The sequence below is a fragment of the Pseudomonas marincola genome, assembly GCF_900682675.2.
In the GTDB taxonomy this organism is placed as follows: domain Bacteria; phylum Pseudomonadota; class Gammaproteobacteria; order Pseudomonadales; family Pseudomonadaceae; genus Aquipseudomonas; species Aquipseudomonas marincola.
Map to the genome: position 1 here is coordinate 4,630,100 of NZ_LR215729.2, position 17,555 is coordinate 4,647,654.

Annotated in this window: 15 protein-coding genes; 6 read left to right on the forward strand and 9 right to left on the reverse strand. The window is 57.6% G+C overall.

Translation table 11 applies throughout. The features are described from left to right. The first annotated feature begins 54 nt into the window (after positions 1 to 54). The 4 genes from phoB to PMYSY11_RS21230 all read left to right on the forward strand — a co-directional run bounded on the left by phoB (position 55) and on the right by PMYSY11_RS21230 (position 4,659). Positions 55 to 744: a phosphate regulon transcriptional regulator PhoB gene (gene phoB / locus PMYSY11_RS21215; RefSeq protein ID WP_069899936.1), complete on the forward strand. Its 690-nt coding sequence runs from the start codon at positions 55 to 57 to the stop codon at positions 742 to 744. 113 nt (positions 745 to 857) lie between these two features. Then, complete coding sequence (gene phoR / locus PMYSY11_RS21220; protein WP_069899937.1) at positions 858 to 2,165, forward strand: phosphate regulon sensor histidine kinase PhoR; 1,308 nt, start codon at positions 858 to 860, stop codon at positions 2,163 to 2,165. 127 nt (positions 2,166 to 2,292) lie between these two features. Then, entirely contained in the window at positions 2,293 to 3,633 is a 1,341-nt protein-coding gene (locus PMYSY11_RS21225; RefSeq protein WP_090512335.1) for a hemolysin family protein, read from the forward strand. A gap of 231 nt (positions 3,634 to 3,864) precedes the next feature. Further along, a complete protein-coding gene (locus PMYSY11_RS21230) occupies positions 3,865 to 4,659 on the forward strand; it encodes a hypothetical protein (protein WP_150547913.1) in 795 nt (264 codons plus the stop codon). A gap of 78 nt (positions 4,660 to 4,737) precedes the next feature. On the opposite strand, the gene PMYSY11_RS21235 is transcribed toward PMYSY11_RS21230, so the two are convergent. The 5 genes from PMYSY11_RS21235 to PMYSY11_RS21255 form a co-directional block, all read right to left on the reverse strand. Next, complete coding sequence (locus tag PMYSY11_RS21235) at positions 4,738 to 5,574, reverse strand: ABC transporter ATP-binding protein (RefSeq protein ID WP_069899940.1); 837 nt, start codon at positions 5,572 to 5,574, stop codon at positions 4,738 to 4,740. Continuing rightward, complete coding sequence (locus tag PMYSY11_RS21240; RefSeq protein ID WP_090512337.1) at positions 5,562 to 6,365, reverse strand: ABC transporter permease; 804 nt, start codon at positions 6,363 to 6,365, stop codon at positions 5,562 to 5,564. Before PMYSY11_RS21240 ends, PMYSY11_RS21235 begins: the two co-directional genes overlap by 13 nt. 71 nt (positions 6,366 to 6,436) lie before the next feature. Then, positions 6,437 to 7,423 carry an ABC transporter substrate-binding protein gene (locus PMYSY11_RS21245; RefSeq protein WP_150547914.1) on the reverse strand — a complete coding sequence of 329 codons (987 nt, stop codon included), beginning with the start codon at positions 7,421 to 7,423 and terminating at the stop codon, positions 6,437 to 6,439. 141 nt (positions 7,424 to 7,564) lie between these two features. After that, positions 7,565 to 8,947, reverse strand: a complete 1,383-nt coding sequence (locus PMYSY11_RS21250; RefSeq protein WP_069899943.1) for an aspartate aminotransferase family protein — start codon at positions 8,945 to 8,947, stop codon at positions 7,565 to 7,567. Between the two features lie 52 nt (positions 8,948 to 8,999). Then, positions 9,000 to 10,490, reverse strand: a complete 1,491-nt coding sequence (locus tag PMYSY11_RS21255; protein ID WP_150549624.1) for an aldehyde dehydrogenase — start codon at positions 10,488 to 10,490, stop codon at positions 9,000 to 9,002. Positions 10,491 to 10,872: 382 nt separating this feature from the next. On the opposite strand from PMYSY11_RS21255, the gene PMYSY11_RS21260 reads away from it, so the two are divergent. Next, entirely contained in the window at positions 10,873 to 11,787 is a 915-nt protein-coding gene (locus tag PMYSY11_RS21260; protein ID WP_069899944.1) for a LysR substrate-binding domain-containing protein, read from the forward strand. Positions 11,788 to 11,967: 180 nt separating this feature from the next. Here PMYSY11_RS21260 and PMYSY11_RS21265 read toward each other — a convergent pair whose 3' ends face one another. Continuing rightward, the gene (locus tag PMYSY11_RS21265) at positions 11,968 to 12,864 is read right to left on the reverse strand and encodes a peptidoglycan DD-metalloendopeptidase family protein (protein WP_069899945.1); all 897 of its coding nucleotides are present in this window, start codon (positions 12,862 to 12,864) and stop codon (positions 11,968 to 11,970) included. A gap of 234 nt (positions 12,865 to 13,098) precedes the next feature. Between PMYSY11_RS21265 and PMYSY11_RS21270 the strand changes: the two genes are divergently transcribed. Continuing rightward, on the forward strand, positions 13,099 to 14,586 hold the full coding sequence (locus PMYSY11_RS21270) for an acetyl-CoA hydrolase/transferase family protein (protein ID WP_069899946.1): 1,488 nt from the start codon (positions 13,099 to 13,101) through the stop codon (positions 14,584 to 14,586). A 157-nt stretch (positions 14,587 to 14,743) separates the two neighbouring features. Here the strand turns inward: PMYSY11_RS21270 and PMYSY11_RS21275 are convergent, their stop codons facing one another. The 3 genes from PMYSY11_RS21275 to pstB form a co-directional block, all read right to left on the reverse strand. Beyond that, complete coding sequence (locus PMYSY11_RS21275) at positions 14,744 to 15,637, reverse strand: response regulator (RefSeq protein WP_069899947.1); 894 nt, start codon at positions 15,635 to 15,637, stop codon at positions 14,744 to 14,746. 118 nt (positions 15,638 to 15,755) lie between these two features. Next, complete coding sequence (gene phoU, locus PMYSY11_RS21280; RefSeq protein ID WP_090512342.1) at positions 15,756 to 16,502, reverse strand: phosphate signaling complex protein PhoU; 747 nt, start codon at positions 16,500 to 16,502, stop codon at positions 15,756 to 15,758. 214 nt (positions 16,503 to 16,716) lie between these two features. Then, positions 16,717 to 17,550 carry a phosphate ABC transporter ATP-binding protein PstB gene (gene pstB, locus PMYSY11_RS21285; RefSeq protein ID WP_090512345.1) on the reverse strand — a complete coding sequence of 278 codons (834 nt, stop codon included), beginning with the start codon at positions 17,548 to 17,550 and terminating at the stop codon, positions 16,717 to 16,719. Between the last annotated feature and the right edge of the window lie 5 nt (positions 17,551 to 17,555).

A 17,555-nucleotide genomic window follows, 5' to 3' on the forward strand; every position in this document is an offset into this window, starting at 1 on the left:
ATAATTCCGTTATCTAATGCGGCGCATGACAGTTTTAAGGACCGAGGCTTAACCATGGCTGGCAAGAGTATTCTGATCGTCGATGACGAGGCGCCAATCCGCGAAATGATCGCGGTTGCGCTGGAGATGGCAGGCTATGAATGCCTGGAAGCGGAAAACACCCAACAGGCGCACACGATCATCGTCGACCGTAAGCCCGACCTGATATTGCTCGACTGGATGCTGCCCGGCACTTCGGGTATCGAGTTGGCGCGCCGTCTCAAGCGTGACGAGCTGACCGGCGACATCCCGATCATCATGCTCACGGCCAAAGGCGAGGAAGACAACAAGATCCAGGGTCTTGAAGTCGGCGCCGATGACTACATCACCAAACCGTTCTCGCCGCGCGAGCTGGTTGCACGGCTCAAGGCTGTATTGCGCCGCGCCGGGCCAAGCGACAGCGAAGGTCCGATCGAGATTGGCGGCCTGCTGCTCGACCCGGTCAGCCATCGCGTGACCATCGACGGCAAGCCTGCCGAAATGGGCCCGACCGAATACCGCCTGCTGCAATTTTTCATGACTCACCAGGAACGCGCCTATACCCGCGGCCAATTGCTGGATCAGGTTTGGGGTGGCAACGTCTACGTCGAGGAACGTACAGTCGATGTGCACATCCGCCGTCTGCGCAAAGCCCTCGGCGATGCCTATGAAAATCTGGTACAAACGGTACGCGGCACTGGCTACCGCTTTTCGACCAAGAGCTGAATCAGCGACAACCCTGTGCGCCGCCATCAAGCGGCTGGCAGCAAGAGTGGATGCTTACCGGGGCTACCGGTGAACTAACCGGCAATAAGGACTAATTGGCGGATGAGCTCTAAGTGAATCAAAACTGGCGTGCAATCATCATCCGACGCGTAATCCTGATCGTACTCGTCAGTTCACTGGTCGGCATGGTGACGGGCTATTACGCATGGTCCCTGCTCGCAGGCCTGAGCATTTACCTGTTCTGGAACCTCCGCCAACTGCTGCGCCTGCATGAATGGCTGAAGACCCAGCAAGGCGACGAAGCACCGCCCGTGGGCTACGGCCTTTGGGGTGAAGTGTTCGACAGCATCTACCACCTGCAACGTCGCGACCAGCGCGTGCGTGGCCGCCTGCAAGCGGTGATCGACCGGGTACAGGAATCCACCACTGCCCTGAAAGACGCCGTGGTGATGCTCGACAGCGATGGCAATCTGGACTGGTGGAACATTGCCGCCGAAACCTTGCTCGGGCTTAAAACCCCACAAGACAGCGGCCAGCCGATTACCAACCTGGTGCGTGATCCGCGCTTCAAGGAATACTTCGACGGCGAGAACTACGCCGAGCCGCTGGACCTGCCCTCGCCGGTTAATGACCGCCGCCGCTTGCAGTTCCATATCACCCAATACGGCAACCGTGAGCACTTGATGTTGGTGCGCGACGTGACCCGTCTGCATCAGCTGGAGCAGATGCGCAAAGACTTCGTCGCCAACGTATCGCATGAGTTGCGCACGCCACTGACGGTGATTTCCGGTTACCTCGAAACCTTGCTCGACAACGTGGATGCCATCAATCCGCGCTGGCTGCGGGCGCTGCAACAGATGCAGCAGCAAGGTGGGCGCATGCAGAATCTGCTCAATGACTTGCTCCTGCTGGCCAAGCTCGAGGCCACAGATTATCCGTCGGATAACGCGCCGGTGACGATCGACCTGATGCTGCTGTCGATCAAGAACGATGCGCAGGCCTTGTCGGCTGAGCGCCATCACCGCATCACGCTGGAAGCAGACCCGCACCTCAAGCTCAAAGGCAGCGAAGCCGAGTTGCGCAGTGCGTTTTCCAATCTGGTGTTCAATGCGGTCAAGTACACCCCGGACGAAGGCGAAATCCACATCCGCTGGTGGGGCGATGAGCGCGGCGCGCACATGGAGGTCAAAGACACGGGGCTGGGCATTGAGGCCAAACATTTGCCGCGCCTGACCGAGCGTTTCTATCGGGTCGACTCCAGCCGCGCCAGCAACACAGGCGGCACCGGCCTCGGTCTGGCGATTGTGAAGCACGTATTGCTGCGCCATCGCGGCACGCTTGACATCAGCAGCACGCAGGGCAAGGGCAGCACGTTCACCTGCCATTTCCCCAGCGCGCAGATGGTCCGGCGTAACCAATAGCCAACTGACGCGCCAGCAGGTGCCTGTACCGGTTAATCCGCTCAGGCATCTGACTTGCGCATCTGGCTCTTGAAAAGCCGGGCCAAAGCCCCCAATCTAATGTCCTCATTGGCCAACTGAAACCCTAATGGACCCCTCCTCTAGTTACTCTGCTGCATCCTACTTCGCCGATTTCGGGCTTGTTCTGTTCGCTATTTTTCTGGTGTTTCTCAACGGCTTCTTTGTTGCCGCCGAGTTCGCCATGGTCAAGCTACGCTCGACCAAAGTGGAAAGCCTCGCCGCCAAACACGGCTGGCGCGGGCACATTCTGCGCACCGTACACAATCAACTCGACGCTTATCTTTCTGCCTGCCAATTGGGTATTACCCTGGCATCGCTCGGCCTTGGCTGGGTCGGTGAGCCGGCGTTCGCGCACCTGATCGAACCACTGCTGGGCAGCATCGGGATCGACTCGCCGAAGCTGGTCAGCGGTATCGCCTTCTTCACCGCCTTCTTCATTATTTCGTACCTGCACATCGTGGTCGGCGAGCTTGCGCCCAAGTCATGGGCCATCCGCAAACCCGAGCTGCTGTCGCTGTGGACAGCAGGGCCGTTGTACCTGTTCTACTGGGCCATGTACCCGGCGATTTTCTTGCTCAACGCCAGCGCCAACGCGATTTTGCGGGTGGCCGGTCAGGGTGAACCCGGCCCGCATCACGACCATCACTACAGCCGCGACGAACTGAAACTAATCCTTCACTCAAGCCGCGCCAGAGACCCCAACGATCAGGACATGCGCGTGCTGGCGTCGGCCGTCGAACTGGGTGAACTGGAGGTGGTTGACTGGGCCAACTCACGTGAAGACCTGGTGCATATCGACCTGAAGGCGCCGCTGGATGAAGTGTTCTCGGTGTTTCGCCGGCACAAATACAGCCGCTATCCGGTGTACGACAGCGAACGCGAAGACTATGTCGGCGTGCTGCATATCAAAGACTTGCTGCTGCACTTGTCGCTGCTGGAAATGCTCCCGTCGGCGCTGAATATCAGCGAACTGATGCACCCGATCGAACGCGTCAGCCGGCATATGCCGCTGTCGAATCTGCTTGAGCAATTTCGTCAGGGTGGCTCGCACTTTGCGTTGGTCGAGGAAGCCGACGGCAAGGTTATCGCCTACCTGACCATGGAAGACGTGCTAGAAGCACTGGTCGGCGACATTCAGGATGAACACCGCAAAACCGAGCGCGGCATCGTCGCCTATCAGCCAGGCAAATTGTTGGTACGCGGCGATACACCACTGTTCAAGATTGAACGCCTGCTCGGCATCGACCTTGACCACCTCGACGCTGAAACGCTGGCCGGCCTGATCTACGAAACCCTCAAGCGCATGCCAGAAGAAGAAGAAGTGATCGAAAGCGATGGCTTGCGCATCATCGTTAAAAAAATGAAAGGGCCAAAGATAATCCTCGCCAAAGTCCTCAAAGTCGACTGATAACAAAGGCGCTGAGCCTTTGTCAGAACCGCAACTTCCTGCCTGTGAACTAAGTGCTGTCTGGCCTCAACAGCACTTTAGTTCAGACTTTTTCCGACACTCATTCTGAAAGAGTCTAATCTGAACTAATCATTGAAAGCGCCCAAAGCCCAAGCTAATTTGAGGGCATGTAACGCTTGATCCGTGCACTGGAATTGCGAATTTTTGATTGGAAACAAAAGGACTCACGCGATGATTACGAGGCTCAAATACCCCCTTGCTGCCGCTGCTTTTGCGCTCTCCCAAGGCGCACTTTCAGCAGAAGAGACCACCGACTCCGCCGCGCAAGCGAACAACCCGCTCGCCAATATGACGGCATTCAATCTGCAGAACTACTACATCGGCGAACTTACCGAATCGGATAAGTCAGCGGACCAGTTCTGGTTTCGCTACGCCAAGCCCTTCAGTGTTGGTGAAAGCAATTGGTTGTTGCGTGCCTCGTTACCAATCAACAGTTTCCCGTCTGCCACCAGCAGTGGTCGCACCACAGGTATTGGTGACCTGAACCTGTTTGCCGCCTACCTGATCGACACTGGCGATCCTGCTGTCAGCTTTGGTGTGGGCCCACAATTGACCGCGCGCACCGCAACCGATGACGAACTCGGCAGTGAGAAGTGGTCAGGGGGTTTGGTTAACGTGCTGTTCAATGCCAGCTCGCCCAAATTTCAATACGGCTACTTGTTGTCGTGGCAACAAAGCTTCGCCGGCAATGAAAGTCGCGAGGACGTGAATATAGCGGCGTTCCAGCCATTCGCCTTCTACCAACTCGGCGGCGGCACGTACCTGCGGGCGGCGCCGATCTGGACTTATAACATCGAGAACGACAACTACAGCGTGCCGCTGGGTCTCGGTATCGGCCAGGTATTCAAGCAAAAGAAAACGGTCTACAACTTTTTCATCGAGCCTCAGGTATCAGTTGCCGACAGAGGGCCGGGCCAGCCTGAATGGCAAGTTTTCATGAGCCTGAACCTGCAATTTCTTGACTGATAACAGCCATCGCGCAACTCGGGTTATCCACAGCCAGCGCGTAGCTGCGGATAACCCGAGTCGCAGTCTTGCTATAACTTAATGCGCCTCTTGCAGATCATCGTGAAGCAACCCGAGAATCTGGCGCTTCATGCGGATAAAGTCCGGCTCCATGACCATGTCCATGGTCCGTGGCCGCTCGATAGGCACATCGAGAATTTCCTTGATCCGCCCCGGCCGGGCGCCCATCACATACACCCGATCACCCAGCAACACAGCCTCATCGATATCGTGCGTGACGAACACCACGGTCTTTTTGCTGTGCTCCCAAATGCGCAGCAGCAATTGCTGCATCTGCATGCGGGTTTGGCTGTCGAGCGCACCGAATGGTTCGTCCATCAGCAAGATTTGCGGATCATTGGCCAGCGCACGGGCAATTGCCACACGCTGCATCATCCCGCCCGACAGTTGCTTTGGATAGTTATCGGCAAAGTTATTCAGGCCGACTTCATTGAGATAGAAGTCGACAATTTCCTTACGCTCGGCAGCGGCAATCCGTTTGCGCTTGAGGCCAAATTCGATGTTCTCGCGTACGGTCAGCCACGGGAACAGGGTGTAACTCTGGAACACCATGCCGCGATCCGCACCGGGCCCGTCGACCTTGGCGCCGCCCACATAGATTTCACCGTCACTCGGTTCAGCGAGGCCAGCGGTGAGATACAACAGGCTGGACTTGCCGCAGCCGGACGGCCCGACAATGACCGCAAACTGCTGATCCGGCACCTCGAAAGAGACATTTTCCAGCGCGCTGAACGTACTGCCCGACGGCGTGCGATAGCGCAGGCTGACGTTGTCTACACGCAGTCGCGCGGGCGCTGTATCCGGCGCTGCAAGCGAGGTAGGAAGTTCGAGTTGCATCGCTGCTACTGAGCCCATGACGCCACCTTCAGTCGGAGAATTCGGAACAGTTGATCGGTCATCAGACCGAGCAAACCAATAATCGCAATCGCCAGGAAAATTACATCCACCTGGAAGCCGCGCATGGCCTTGAGGCTGATGTAGCCGAGGCCACTGGATGCGGCTACCAGCTCGGCCACCACCAGATACGTCCAGGCCCAGCCCATGGTCACGCGCAGGGTGTCGAGCACGCCTGGCAACGATGCCGGGCCCAAGACATGCATGACCACATCACGACGGCTCGCGCCGAGGGTGTAGCTGGCGTTGAGCAGGTCTTTGGAAATGCCTTTGGACACGTCGGCAATCATCACCAGCTGCTGGAAGAACACACCGAAGATAATCACCGTGACGCGCTGCTCAAGACCGATGCCGATCCACAAGATGAACAGCGGCACGAATGAGGTCACTGGCAAGTAACGGATAAAGTTGACCAGCGGCTCAAGCACCGCCTGAACAATACGGAAGCTGCCCATCAGCAACCCCAGCGGTACAGCGACCAGCGATGAAACAACAAAGCCGATAACCACCACTTCAACACTGGCGAATACATGCTTGCCCAGCGTGCCATCGCTCGCGAGGCGCACACCGGCGCTGATCACATCGCCGGGCGTTGGCAGGAACATGCTCGGCACCATGGCGCCATACGAAAGAATCGCCCACAAACCAAACACCACAATCCAGCAGAGTGCGCCGGCGGCAAGGGTGAGTTTATGCGGCAGATCGACCTTGGGCGTCAGGCAGCGCTGCACCCAGGATTTTTGCGTGGCCATTGCGCCACCTCCACATCAGGCTAAGAAATAGCAGCCGTGCGCAGTGCCGTGGCGCTGCGCACGAAAGACGCTTACTGGGTGACGAAACTGTTATCGACCAACTCGTCATAGGCAACGTTGTAAGTCTTGCCTTGCAGCTCGCTCCACGTCTCGTTAGCCATCTTGATGATGGTGTTGATATCGCCTTCCTTGCCTGCGGTGCCGAGCAGTTTCTCGCTCATCGCCTGGTCATAGAAACGCACGCCCTTCGCTGCTTCCGCCAGCTCTGCCGGATCGGAAAGATAACCACCGACGCCCTTGGCCATGATCTTGTAGGCGTCCTCAGGATGCTCCTTGGTGTACTCAACCGCCTTGTACAAGCCAGTCACCAGCGCCTTCACATCGTCCGGTTGCTTGTCGATCACATCGCAGGACAACGCCACGACATCGACAATTACGCCTGGCGTTTTACTGCTGTCGACCAGCACTTTGCCTTCGCCTTTGGCGCGCACCATCGACAAATGCGGCTCCCACGTCACAGCCGCCGGAATACGCCCGGCGATAAACGCGGTAGCGGCGTCATCGGCGGTCATGTTCTGGATATCCAGATCAGACATTTTCATGCCTTGCTGCTTGAGCAAATACGACAACCAGAACTGCGAAACCGAGCCCTCGTTGACCGCCACCGACTTGCCCTTGAGATCACTCAGGCTGTTCACGTCGTTGCCGACCAGAACGCCATCGCCGCCATAGCTCTCATCCAGCGCGGCAACCGCCTTGAAACAGAAATCCTTGTTGCGGTACTTGAGCACCTCGTCCAGCGTCGAAGCCGAGCCCGACAACTGGCCGGACGCCTGAGCCGCCATGTACATGGCCGCCTCTTCGATGGTGGTGAGTTTTACATCGAGGCCTTGTTCCTTGAAGTAGCCCAGATCACGCGCAAGATACAAGGTGCCGTAACCGACCCAAGTGGTGTGGCCGATCTCCAGCGTACCCGCCTGAGCGGTAGCACTGACGCCAGCGGCCAGAGCGGCGCAAGCGATGGAACGGGTGAGTGTTTTACGCAAGGTTTTCTTCATGGAGCACTCCCACAGCCTCTCGGCTTGTTATTGGTTTAGATGTGGCAGAGCAGGCCAAAGGCCAAAGTTTCTCCATGGCGCCTGTCGTGATGACAGGCGCCTTGTTATTGCATGTGCCCTCTGACGGGGCTTTTTGGAGGGTTACAGCAGGCCCAGATCGCGGGCAGTACGGTCGACGGCGCGGCGGGTTTTCTCGACCAGCTCATCAATATCAGCGTGATTGGCAACCAGCGCCGGCGCCATGATCATGCGGCCCAGCGTCGAGCGGATAATCACCCCTTCCTCAAAGCCGTAGGTTCGGCATTTCCAGGTGAGGTCGCCCTCATTGGCGAAGCGTTTACGGCTGGCTTTGTCTTCGCTGAACTGCAACGCCGCAACCAGGCCAGTGCCCTGAATTTCACCAATCAGCGGATGGTTGGCAAAGTTCTCTTGCAGGGCTTTGTGCAGATACGGGCCGGTGTCGTTTTTCACCTGCGTGACGATCTGCTCATCGCGGATTGCCTTGAGGTTGGCAATCGCCACCGCCGCCGCAACCGGGTGGCCGGAGTAAGTCAGGCCGTGGGCAAAAACTCCACCCTGCTCGACCAGTACTTCAGCCATGCGCTTGCTCAGAATCAGACCGCCCATTGGGATGTAGCCGCTGGTCAGGCCCTTGGCGATGGTCAGGGTGTCGGGCTCGAAACCGAAGTGCTGGTGAGCGAACCATTCGCCGGTGCGGCCAAAGCCACCGATCACTTCATCGGCGCACAGCAGCACGTCGTACTTGCGGCAAATTCGCTGAATTTCCGGCCAGTAGGATTCCGGCGGGAAGATCATGCCGCCAGCGCCCTGAAACGGCTCGGCCACGAATGCCGCCACGTTCTCGGCGCCCAGTTCGAGGATTTTGCTTTCCAGTTCACGCGCCGACTTGAGGCCGAATTCTGCCGGGGTCATGTCGCCGCCATCGGCGAAATAGTAAGGCTCACCGATGTGCGCGAAGTCCGGCAGCATGCCGCCCATTTCGTGCATAAAGCCCATGCCGCCCAGCGCGGTGCTGGCCAGAGTCGAGCCGTGATAGCCGTTCCAACGGCCAATCATGATCTTCTTCTGCGGCTTGCCGAGCACCTGCCAGTAACGGCGCACGGTGCGGATCAGTACTTCGTTACCCTCGGAACCCGAGTTGGTGTAAATGGCGTGGCTGTAGTGGCTCGGCAGCAAGCTGAACAGCAATTCGGACAGCTCGATAACCGCCGGGTGCGTGGTGTGGAAGAACATGTTGTAGTAAGGCAGCTGCTCCAGCTGGCGCGTCGCAGCGGCCGCTAGGTCTTTGCGGCCATAGCCCAGATTGGTGCACCACAGCCCGGACATCCCGTCTAGATAACGCTTGCCGTCGTTATCCCAAAGGCTAAGGCCTTCACCTTTGACCATGACCCGTGCGCCTTCTTCATTCAGCGCCTTCTGGTCAACAAAGGCATGGATATGGTGAGCAGCATCCAGTGCCTGATAATCTTCGGTGGTACGTTGCGGGTTGATCGGGGCAGTCATTGCAAGGCTCCTCTACACAGTTCTCGGGATTGGCATCGTTAGGCCGATCGCCTTATCGCAGCTGAAACCAGGTGGTCTTCAGCTGGGTATATTTATCAAATGAATGCAGCGACAGATCGCGGCCAAAGCCGGACTGCTTGCCGCCACCAAACGGTACGGTGACATCCAGCGCATCCACGGTATTCACCGACACCGTGCCGGCGCGCAGCTTGCGGGCAACACGATGAGCGCGGTTCAAATCATCACTCCACACTGAAGCGGCGAGTGCGTAGATCGAGTCATTGGCAAGGCGGATGGCCTCGTCTTCGTCATCGAACGGAATCACCGCCAGCACCGGCCCAAACACCTCTTCGCGGGCAATGCGCATGTCGTTGCTAACGCCACAGATAATCGTCGGCTCAACGAAATTGCTCGAGCCGTTATGGCTGCTTTGCTTGCCGCCACACACGACCTGCGCCCCTTCGCTGCGAGCGGTTTCAATCGCGGCGATAATTTGCGTGGTCTGACGACTATCAACAATTGCACCCGCGGTGCTCGCCGGATTCAACGGGTCACCTGGCAGCCATTGGCGAGACTTGGCGATCAGCCGCTCGACAAACTCATCATGAATCGAACGCTCAACCAGCAAGCGCGAGTTGGCCGTGCACACCTCGCCCTGATTGAAAAAGATACCGAACGCCGCTTTTTCCGCTGCCAGGTCGAGGTCCTGACAATCAGCAAACACCAGATTGGCGCTCTTGCCGCCACACTCCAGCCACACCTGCTTGAGGTTGGACTGCGCGGCGTATTGCATGAAGTATTTGCCCACTTCGGTCGAGCCGGTAAACACCAGGCAATCGACATCCATGTGCAGGCCCAAGGCCTTGCCGGTGACTTCGCCCAGCCCTGGCAGCACGTTGAATACGCCCGGCGGAACACCTGCCTCCAGCGCCAGCTGACCAAGACGAAGCGCCGAAAATGGCGACTGCTCGGCGGGTTTCAGAATCACCGAGTTACCGGCAGCCAGCGCCGGCGCCAGCTTCCAGGCGGCCATGTCCAGCGGGAAGTTCCACGGCACAACGGCGGCGATTACGCCCAGCGGCTCGCGGGTAATCGTGGCCAGTACATTGCTAGCGCTCGGCGCGACCTGATCGTAGATCTTGTCGACGCTCTCGGCGTACCAGCTAAACACGTTAGCCGCACCCGGCACATCAATGTTCCAGGCATCCATCACCGGCTTGCCCATATTCAACGAGTCGAGCAGCGCCAGCTCTTCGCGATTGGCCATCATCAAATCAGCCAGCTTGAGCAAAATCTGCTTGCGTTCGACCGGCGCCATCCGCGCCCAGGGACCGTTCTCGAACGTGTCGCGGGCAACACTCACAGCGCGGTCAACGTCGCCTGCACTACACGCTGCAACATTGGCCAGCAACTCATTAGTGGCCGGGTTGACCGAGGCAAAAGTGGCACCCGACTCGGCCGCTACAAACTCGCCATTGATCAGCGCCTTGTCGATGAAACTCAGCGCTTGAGCGCGTTGTTGCCAATCAGTCAGTTCCAACACTTTCACATCCCCTTCCCGTGCCACATTCAAAGCGTACTGGCGAGTTGAATTACGATGAGGCAGATGGTGGCTCAAGCGGACAAGAAGGAAAATTAGTAAATATGTCTTCGGGGTATATGAAAAAACTGGTCAGGCAAGCACCAACAAAGTGCGCCATGCTGGGTTATTGTGCATATCACAGCGGTCGCGACAGTAGCGTCAGTTTCCCAATAGCCGTTACCGCGCTGCAATGAATACGAAACCCAATAAAACCAGCGCATTGAGGGTTATCCACAGGCAGCAAGGCGCACTCCTTGCTTGAACCTGATCAATGCAAACTGCAGATAGTGACTAACCCCGTGCCCCATCCTGAGACTTCTCAGAGGCACGTTCGAGGCTAACCGTGGCAACCTATACCCTGCGTCAACTCAAATACTTTGTAACCACCGTCGAATGCGGCAGTGTGGCCGAGGCTTCCCGCAAGCTGTACATCGCCCAACCGTCGATCTCGACCGCCATCAAAGGCCTGGAAGAAAGCTTTGGCGTGCAGCTGTTCATCCGTCACCACGCTCAGGGCGTGTCACTCACACCGAGTGGCGCACGCTTTTACCGCAAGGCTCAGGAACTGCTGCGCATGTCGCACGAGTTCGAGCAAAACGCCCTCGCCGACAACGATGTAGTCAGCGGCCAGATCGACATCGGCTGCTTCGAAACCGTCGCCCCGCTCTACCTGCCGCGCCTGATTGCCGGCTTTCGCAAACTCTATCCCGGCGTTGAAATTCGCATCTTCGATGGCGAACAACAGGAACTGGTACAAGGACTGACCGCCGGACGCTTCGACCTGGCAATTGTTTACGACCACGACCTCGACGCCACCATCGAAACTGCACCCCTGATGCCGCCGCAGCCGCCCTACGCGCTGCTGCCTGCGGGCCATCGCTTCGCCCAACAAGCCAAAGTTTCCCTGCGTGATCTGGTCCTCGAACCCATGATCCTGCTCGACGTACAGCCCAGCCGTACCTACTTCGTCAGCCTGTTCGAAGAACTTGGGCTGAACCCGAACATCGGCTTCAGCTCCCCCTCGATTGAAATGGTCCGCGGCATGGTCGGCCAGGGTTTTGGCTTCTCAGTGCTGGTCACCAAACCGCACTCCGAATGCACCTACGACGGCCAGAAAGTCGTCACCGTCGACATCGCCGACGCCGTCACCGGCTCCGGCCTGATCGCCGCCTGGCTAAAACGCTCACAACTAACCAAACCCGCGCAGTTATTTGTCGAGTACTGCAAAGAGCAGCTAACGCCCGCAGCTCAGGAATAAACCAACTCTGCTCCGCTCAATCACCCAAAATCTGCTCTACCCAATCACCGCCCCTGCCCTCCATTAAAAATATCGAGGGTCTGTGGGCTGGGTGAGGCAAGGCGCAAGCAGCGAAGTTTGGTCTTCCAAATGAGCTGTGCAGTAACGCAGCATCACACGCTCACAGCCCCTCGAAGCAATCTAGTCGCCGCCTACGGCAAAGTTCGGTAGCGAATTCACAGGCTGATTAAAGTCAAAAGGAATCGACTCCAGCGCCAGCCCGACGTTGCGCTGCACGACGAAGTGCAGATGCGGGCCACTGCTGTTGCCGGTGTTGCCGGACAGCGCCAGGAGTGACCCGGTGCTGACGTGCTGGCCTTCGTGGACTTTCACTGAGCCTTTTTTGAGGTGCAGGTAGACGCCCATTGTGCCGTCGCTGTGGAGGACGCGAACGTAGTTGCCGGAGGGGTTGTTTCCGCGACCACTTTGCTGATTTTCGGTTTTCACCACGACGCCTCCGCGCGCCGCAACAATCGGGGTGCCGACGGGCATGGCTATATCCAGTGCGTAACGCCCTTTGGGGGTGAAGTGCGAGTATTTGCCGTTGGCCCCTTGAGACAGGCGGAATGGGCCTCCGCGCCAGGGTAATGGATACTTTTTCTGGGTTGGCAGTAGCCGCGGATCACCCAGTGCATAGTTGAGTGAGGTTTTGTATTTGAAGGGTTTGGTTGGGTCGAGCGCTGCAAGCGTGGCCAGACGAATCTTGCTGCGTGGCTGCAGAATCCATTCAATCGGGCCTTCGGATACGCCGGTGACATTACTCAGGTTGCTCAGATTGAGCCGGATTTGCACGGGCGCATAGAGGTCGTTGCGCACAATCAGAGTTTCACCGGCCTGATGCTTTTTCACTTCAAGTTTGACCTGGTTATCCAGCTTCTCAACCATTCGGTCACGAAACACGAACACCTTGGCACCCGCCGTTTCCTGGTCGGTGTATGTCACCACCCCATTTGCGTCGGTGTATTTGTAGATTGTCAGAGCCGCAGCCTCCCCGGCTGCAACCAGCATCATGCACAACAGTATGAAACGCCCTAGCATAAAAATTCTGATCTTATGTATTTGTGAGATATGCCGATTTGCAGACTAGCAGCCCCGTTGTTTGGGTGCGAGATGCGCGGGCCGATGTTGTGCGCTATCTCTCGGGCAAAACCGACGACCGGTCATCCACAACAGGCAGAATAGAGCGGGCTATTGGACTTATGTACTAGAGGCTTTACGGCGCGGTGCGCCTAGACTGCGGCCCTTTATTTAGGCCGTGTTCTGAGGTTTTGCATGCACCGTGTTCGCCTACCCGCCCTGATGGACAAAGTAATGAGTGCGGCCGACGCCGCCCTGCTGATCGAAGACGGCATGACCGTTGGCATGAGCGGCTTCACCCGTGCCGGCGAAGCCAAGGCGGTTCCTCAAGCATTGGCTGAGCGCGCTCGCTTGCAGCCGCTGCAAATTACCCTGATGACGGGCGCCAGCCTGGGCAACGATCTCGACAAGCAACTCACCGAAGCCGGAGTTTTGGCCCGCCGCATGCCGTTTCAGGTGGACTCGACCTTGCGCAAGGCAATCAACGACGGCAGCGTAATGTTCATCGACCAGCACCTTTCGGAGACGGTTGAGCAGCTGCGTAATCACCAACTCAAGCTGCCGGACATTGCCGTTATCGAGGCTGTCGCCATCACCGAGCAGGGCCATATTGTGCCGACCACTTCGGTGGGCAACTCGGCCAGCTTCGCGATTTTCGCCAAGCGCATCATTGTTGAGATCAACATGGCGCACAATCCGAATCTCGAAGGCCTGCACGACATTTATATCCCGACGTACCGGCCGACCCGCACGCCGATTCCACTGACTGATGTACAACAGCGCATCGGCACACCGGCCATCGCCATCGACCCGGCGAAAATTGCCGCGATCGTGATCACCAATCAGCCAGACTCGCCGTCTACCGTGCTGCCGCCAGACGCCGAAACCCAGGGCATCGCCGATCACCTGATCGAGTTCTTCAAAGCCGAAGTGACTGCCGGGCGCATGACCAACGAACTCGGCCCGTTGCAGGCGGGTATCGGCAGCATCGCCAATGCGGTGATGTGCGGTCTGATCGACTCGCCATTCGAGAACCTGAGCATGTACTCCGAAGTGCTGCAGGACTCGACCTTTGACCTGATCGACGCGGGCAAGCTGCGCTTTGCCTCGGGCAGTTCGATCACCTTGTCGGGCCGGCGTAATGCCGATGTATTCGGCAATCTGGACAAGTACAAAGACAAACTGGTACTGCGCCCGCAGGAGATTTCCAATCACCCGGAAGTGGTTCGCCGTCTGGGCATCATCGGGATCAACACGGCGCTGGAGTTCGACATCTACGGTAACGTCAACTCGACTCACGTGGGCGGCACCAAGATGATGAATGGCATTGGCGGCTCGGGTGACTTCGCCCGCAACGCGCACCTGGCGATCTTCGTCACCAAGTCGATTGCCAAGGCTGGCGCGATCTCCAGCGTGGTGCCAATGGTCAGCCATGTTGACCACACCGAACACGACGTCGACATTCTGGTCACCGAGCAAGGGTTGGCGGATCTACGCGGTCTGGCACCGCGCGAACGGGCCCGGGCAATTATCGAAAACTGTGTGCACCCGGACTTCCGCGCTCCGCTGCAGGATTATTTCGACCGTGCGTGCGCCAAGGGCGGGCATACGCCACACTTGCTGCGCGAGGCCATGAGCTGGCACATCAATCTGGAAGAATGCGGACGCATGCTTGCCAGCTAAAACCTAAAACAAGGCCCGCGCAATGCGGGCCTTGTTTTGTCACCCTCGCCAAATCGCACGATCTACCTATTCGCCATTGGCCGCAGCAAAAACCCCAAACCGGTGGTTTGCACCAGTGGGCAAGCTGTGAGTTGCGCAACTCACCTGCAAGGCGTTCTCAAGCTCCGGGGATGAAGTGCTTTTGCGGGGAGCCGCGAGCGATCATGCGCGACAGGTAATCGAGTTTCTGCGCGTCACTGTCAACAAAGCGCAGCGTCAGTTGCAGCCATTCGCTGTCCGGCTTCGGCTCGAAGGCGGCAACGGCATGCAGGTAACCATTCAAGCGGGCAACTTCGGCGTTATCGCCCTGCTCCAGATCCAGCACTGCGCTGGCCAGCACTTGCGGCAACGACTCAGTGCGCTTGACCACCAGCAAGGCTTCCTTGAGGCTCAGCGCCTTGATCACGCAAGCCGTGCTTGAATCAGCCAGGCGCAACTGACCCTGACCGTAACCGGCGGCCGTCTTCTTCGGTATTGGCGGTGCAACAGACTCACGCGCCTGCGTCGGCGCAGCGCTTGGGGGCGCCGCGCTTTCGGTCTTACCGGCGGTCAATGCCGACAGCGAGTCATTGGCGAAAGAGCCACTGCTGAGCATTTTCGGTGGCGTGCGTGGCTCCAGATTCTGCAAAACGCCGGAACGATGCAGAGCCTTTTTAACCTTGGTAATCAGTTGTTCATTGGAGAACGGCTTGCCGATGAAGTCGGAAACACCGGCCTGAATGGCCTGCACCACGTTCTCTTTGTCACCGCGGCTGGTGACCATGATGAACGGCGTGGTCTTCAGGCTGTCCTGTCCACGGCACCAGGTGAGTAGCTCAAGGCCGGACATTTCCGGCATTTCCCAGTCACACAGGATCAGCTCTACAGGTTGGCGGTTGAGCAACTGCTGGGCTTTGCGCCCGTTAATCGCTTCTTCGATCTGCACGCCGGGCAGATGGTCGCGCAACGCCTTCTTCACCAGATCGCGGATGAAGTTGGCGTCATCAATTACCAGCACTCGGACTTTGCTCATCAGACCTACCTTGCAAACAGTTACCTGCAAGGTATCGGCAGTGCAGCTAAAAACACCAGCGCTATCGCAGTATAAATTAGCAGCCCCTCAACTTGCGTATGAGAGGCCGCTAAAAAGCTTATTGGCCTTTGTTGTCTGGGTTGCTGGCGGTGCCTTCAACTTCTTCCGCCATGCGCTTGAGGCCCATGTGGCGAACATCGGTACCGCGTACCAGATAAATCACCAGCTCGGAGATATTGCGGGCGTGGTCGCCGATACGCTCAAGCGAGCGCAACACCCAGATAATGCTCAACACGCGGGTAATCGAACGCGGGTCTTCCATCATGTAGGTCACCAACTCACGCAGCGCCGTCTTGTACTCGCGATCGATGGTCTTGTCGTACTGGGCAACGCTCAGCGCCAGATCAGCGTCGAAGCGGGCAAAGGCATCGAGCGACTCCTGCACCATGCGACGTACCTGATCACCAATGTGGCGAACCTCAACATAACCACGCGGCGCTTCGCCTTCTTCGCACAACTCGATGGCGCGTTTGGCGATCTTGCTCGCCTCATCACCAATGCGCTCCAGGTCGATTACCGACTTGGAGATGCTGATGATCAGTCGCAAATCAGACGCCGCCGGCTGGCGACGGGCAAGAATGCGCAGGCACTCTTCGTCGATGTTGGTTTCCATCTTATTGATTTGCTCATCCATCTCGCGCACCTGCTGCGCCAGACCGGAATCCGCTTCAATAAGCGAAGTCACCGCATCGTTAACCTGCTTCTCAACCAGCCCACCCATCGCCAGAAGATGGCTGCGCACCTCTTCCAACTCCGCATTGAACTGCTGAGAAATGTGATGGGTAAGACTGTCTTTATTAATCATGCTCAAGCCCTTGCGACGCGAAATTAGTTAAACCCAAAAAACCGAAAGCCAAATCTCAAACCCACTACCAAAGCGCTACTCATCAAAGTCGAACCCGACGCTTGATCCAAGGGCTCAAGCCTTGGGCGCTTCGCCGGAGTCGGGCCCTGTCAGGCAGTGCCGAGCAAGAAGGCCAGCCGCCGCTCAGTGCGCCTGAAAGGGGCCGAAGCGATCATCAACCGTAGCGACCGGTGATGTAATCCTCGGTCTGCTTTTTGTCTGGATTAGTGAACAACGTATCGGTGTCGCCGTACTCGATCAACTTGCCCATGTACATGAACGCGGTGTAGTCGGAAACCCGCGCCGCCTGTTGCATGTTGTGGGTCACGATGACGATGGTGTACTTGGATTTCAGTTCGTAGATCAGCTCTTCAACTTTCAGCGTCGAGATCGGATCGAGGGCTGAGCAAGGCTCATCGAGCAGCAGAACTTCTGGCTGTACCGCAACGGTACGCGCGATCACCAGACGCTGTTGCTGACCACCGGACATGCCCAGTGCCGACTCGTGCAGACGGTCTTTTACTTCATCCCACAGCGCTGCACTTTTCAGTGCCCACTCAACGGTTTCATCGAGAATGCGCTTCTGGTTCACGCCTTGAATACGCAGGCCGTAGACCACGTTTTCATAGATGCTTTTCGGGAATGGGTTCGGCTTCTGGAACACCATGCCAACGCGACGACGCAGGTCGGCAACGTCTTCGCCCTTACGGTAGATGTTGGTGCCGTCGAGGTTCACTTCACCTTCAACGCGGCAACCATCAACCAGGTCATTCATGCGGTTGAAGGTGCGCAACAGGGTCGACTTGCCGCAACCCGACGGACCGATGAAGGCAGTAACACGCTTCTTCGGAATGTTCAGGCTGACGTCAAACAGAGCCTGCTTGTCGCCGTAATAAAGGTTCAGGCCCGGCACTTCGATCGCTGTCGTTTCCGAGGCGAGATCAAGGCTCTGCTTTTCGCGGCCAAGGGCTGAAATGTCGATACCGTGTGTGGGTGTTCCGTGCTGCATGGGAT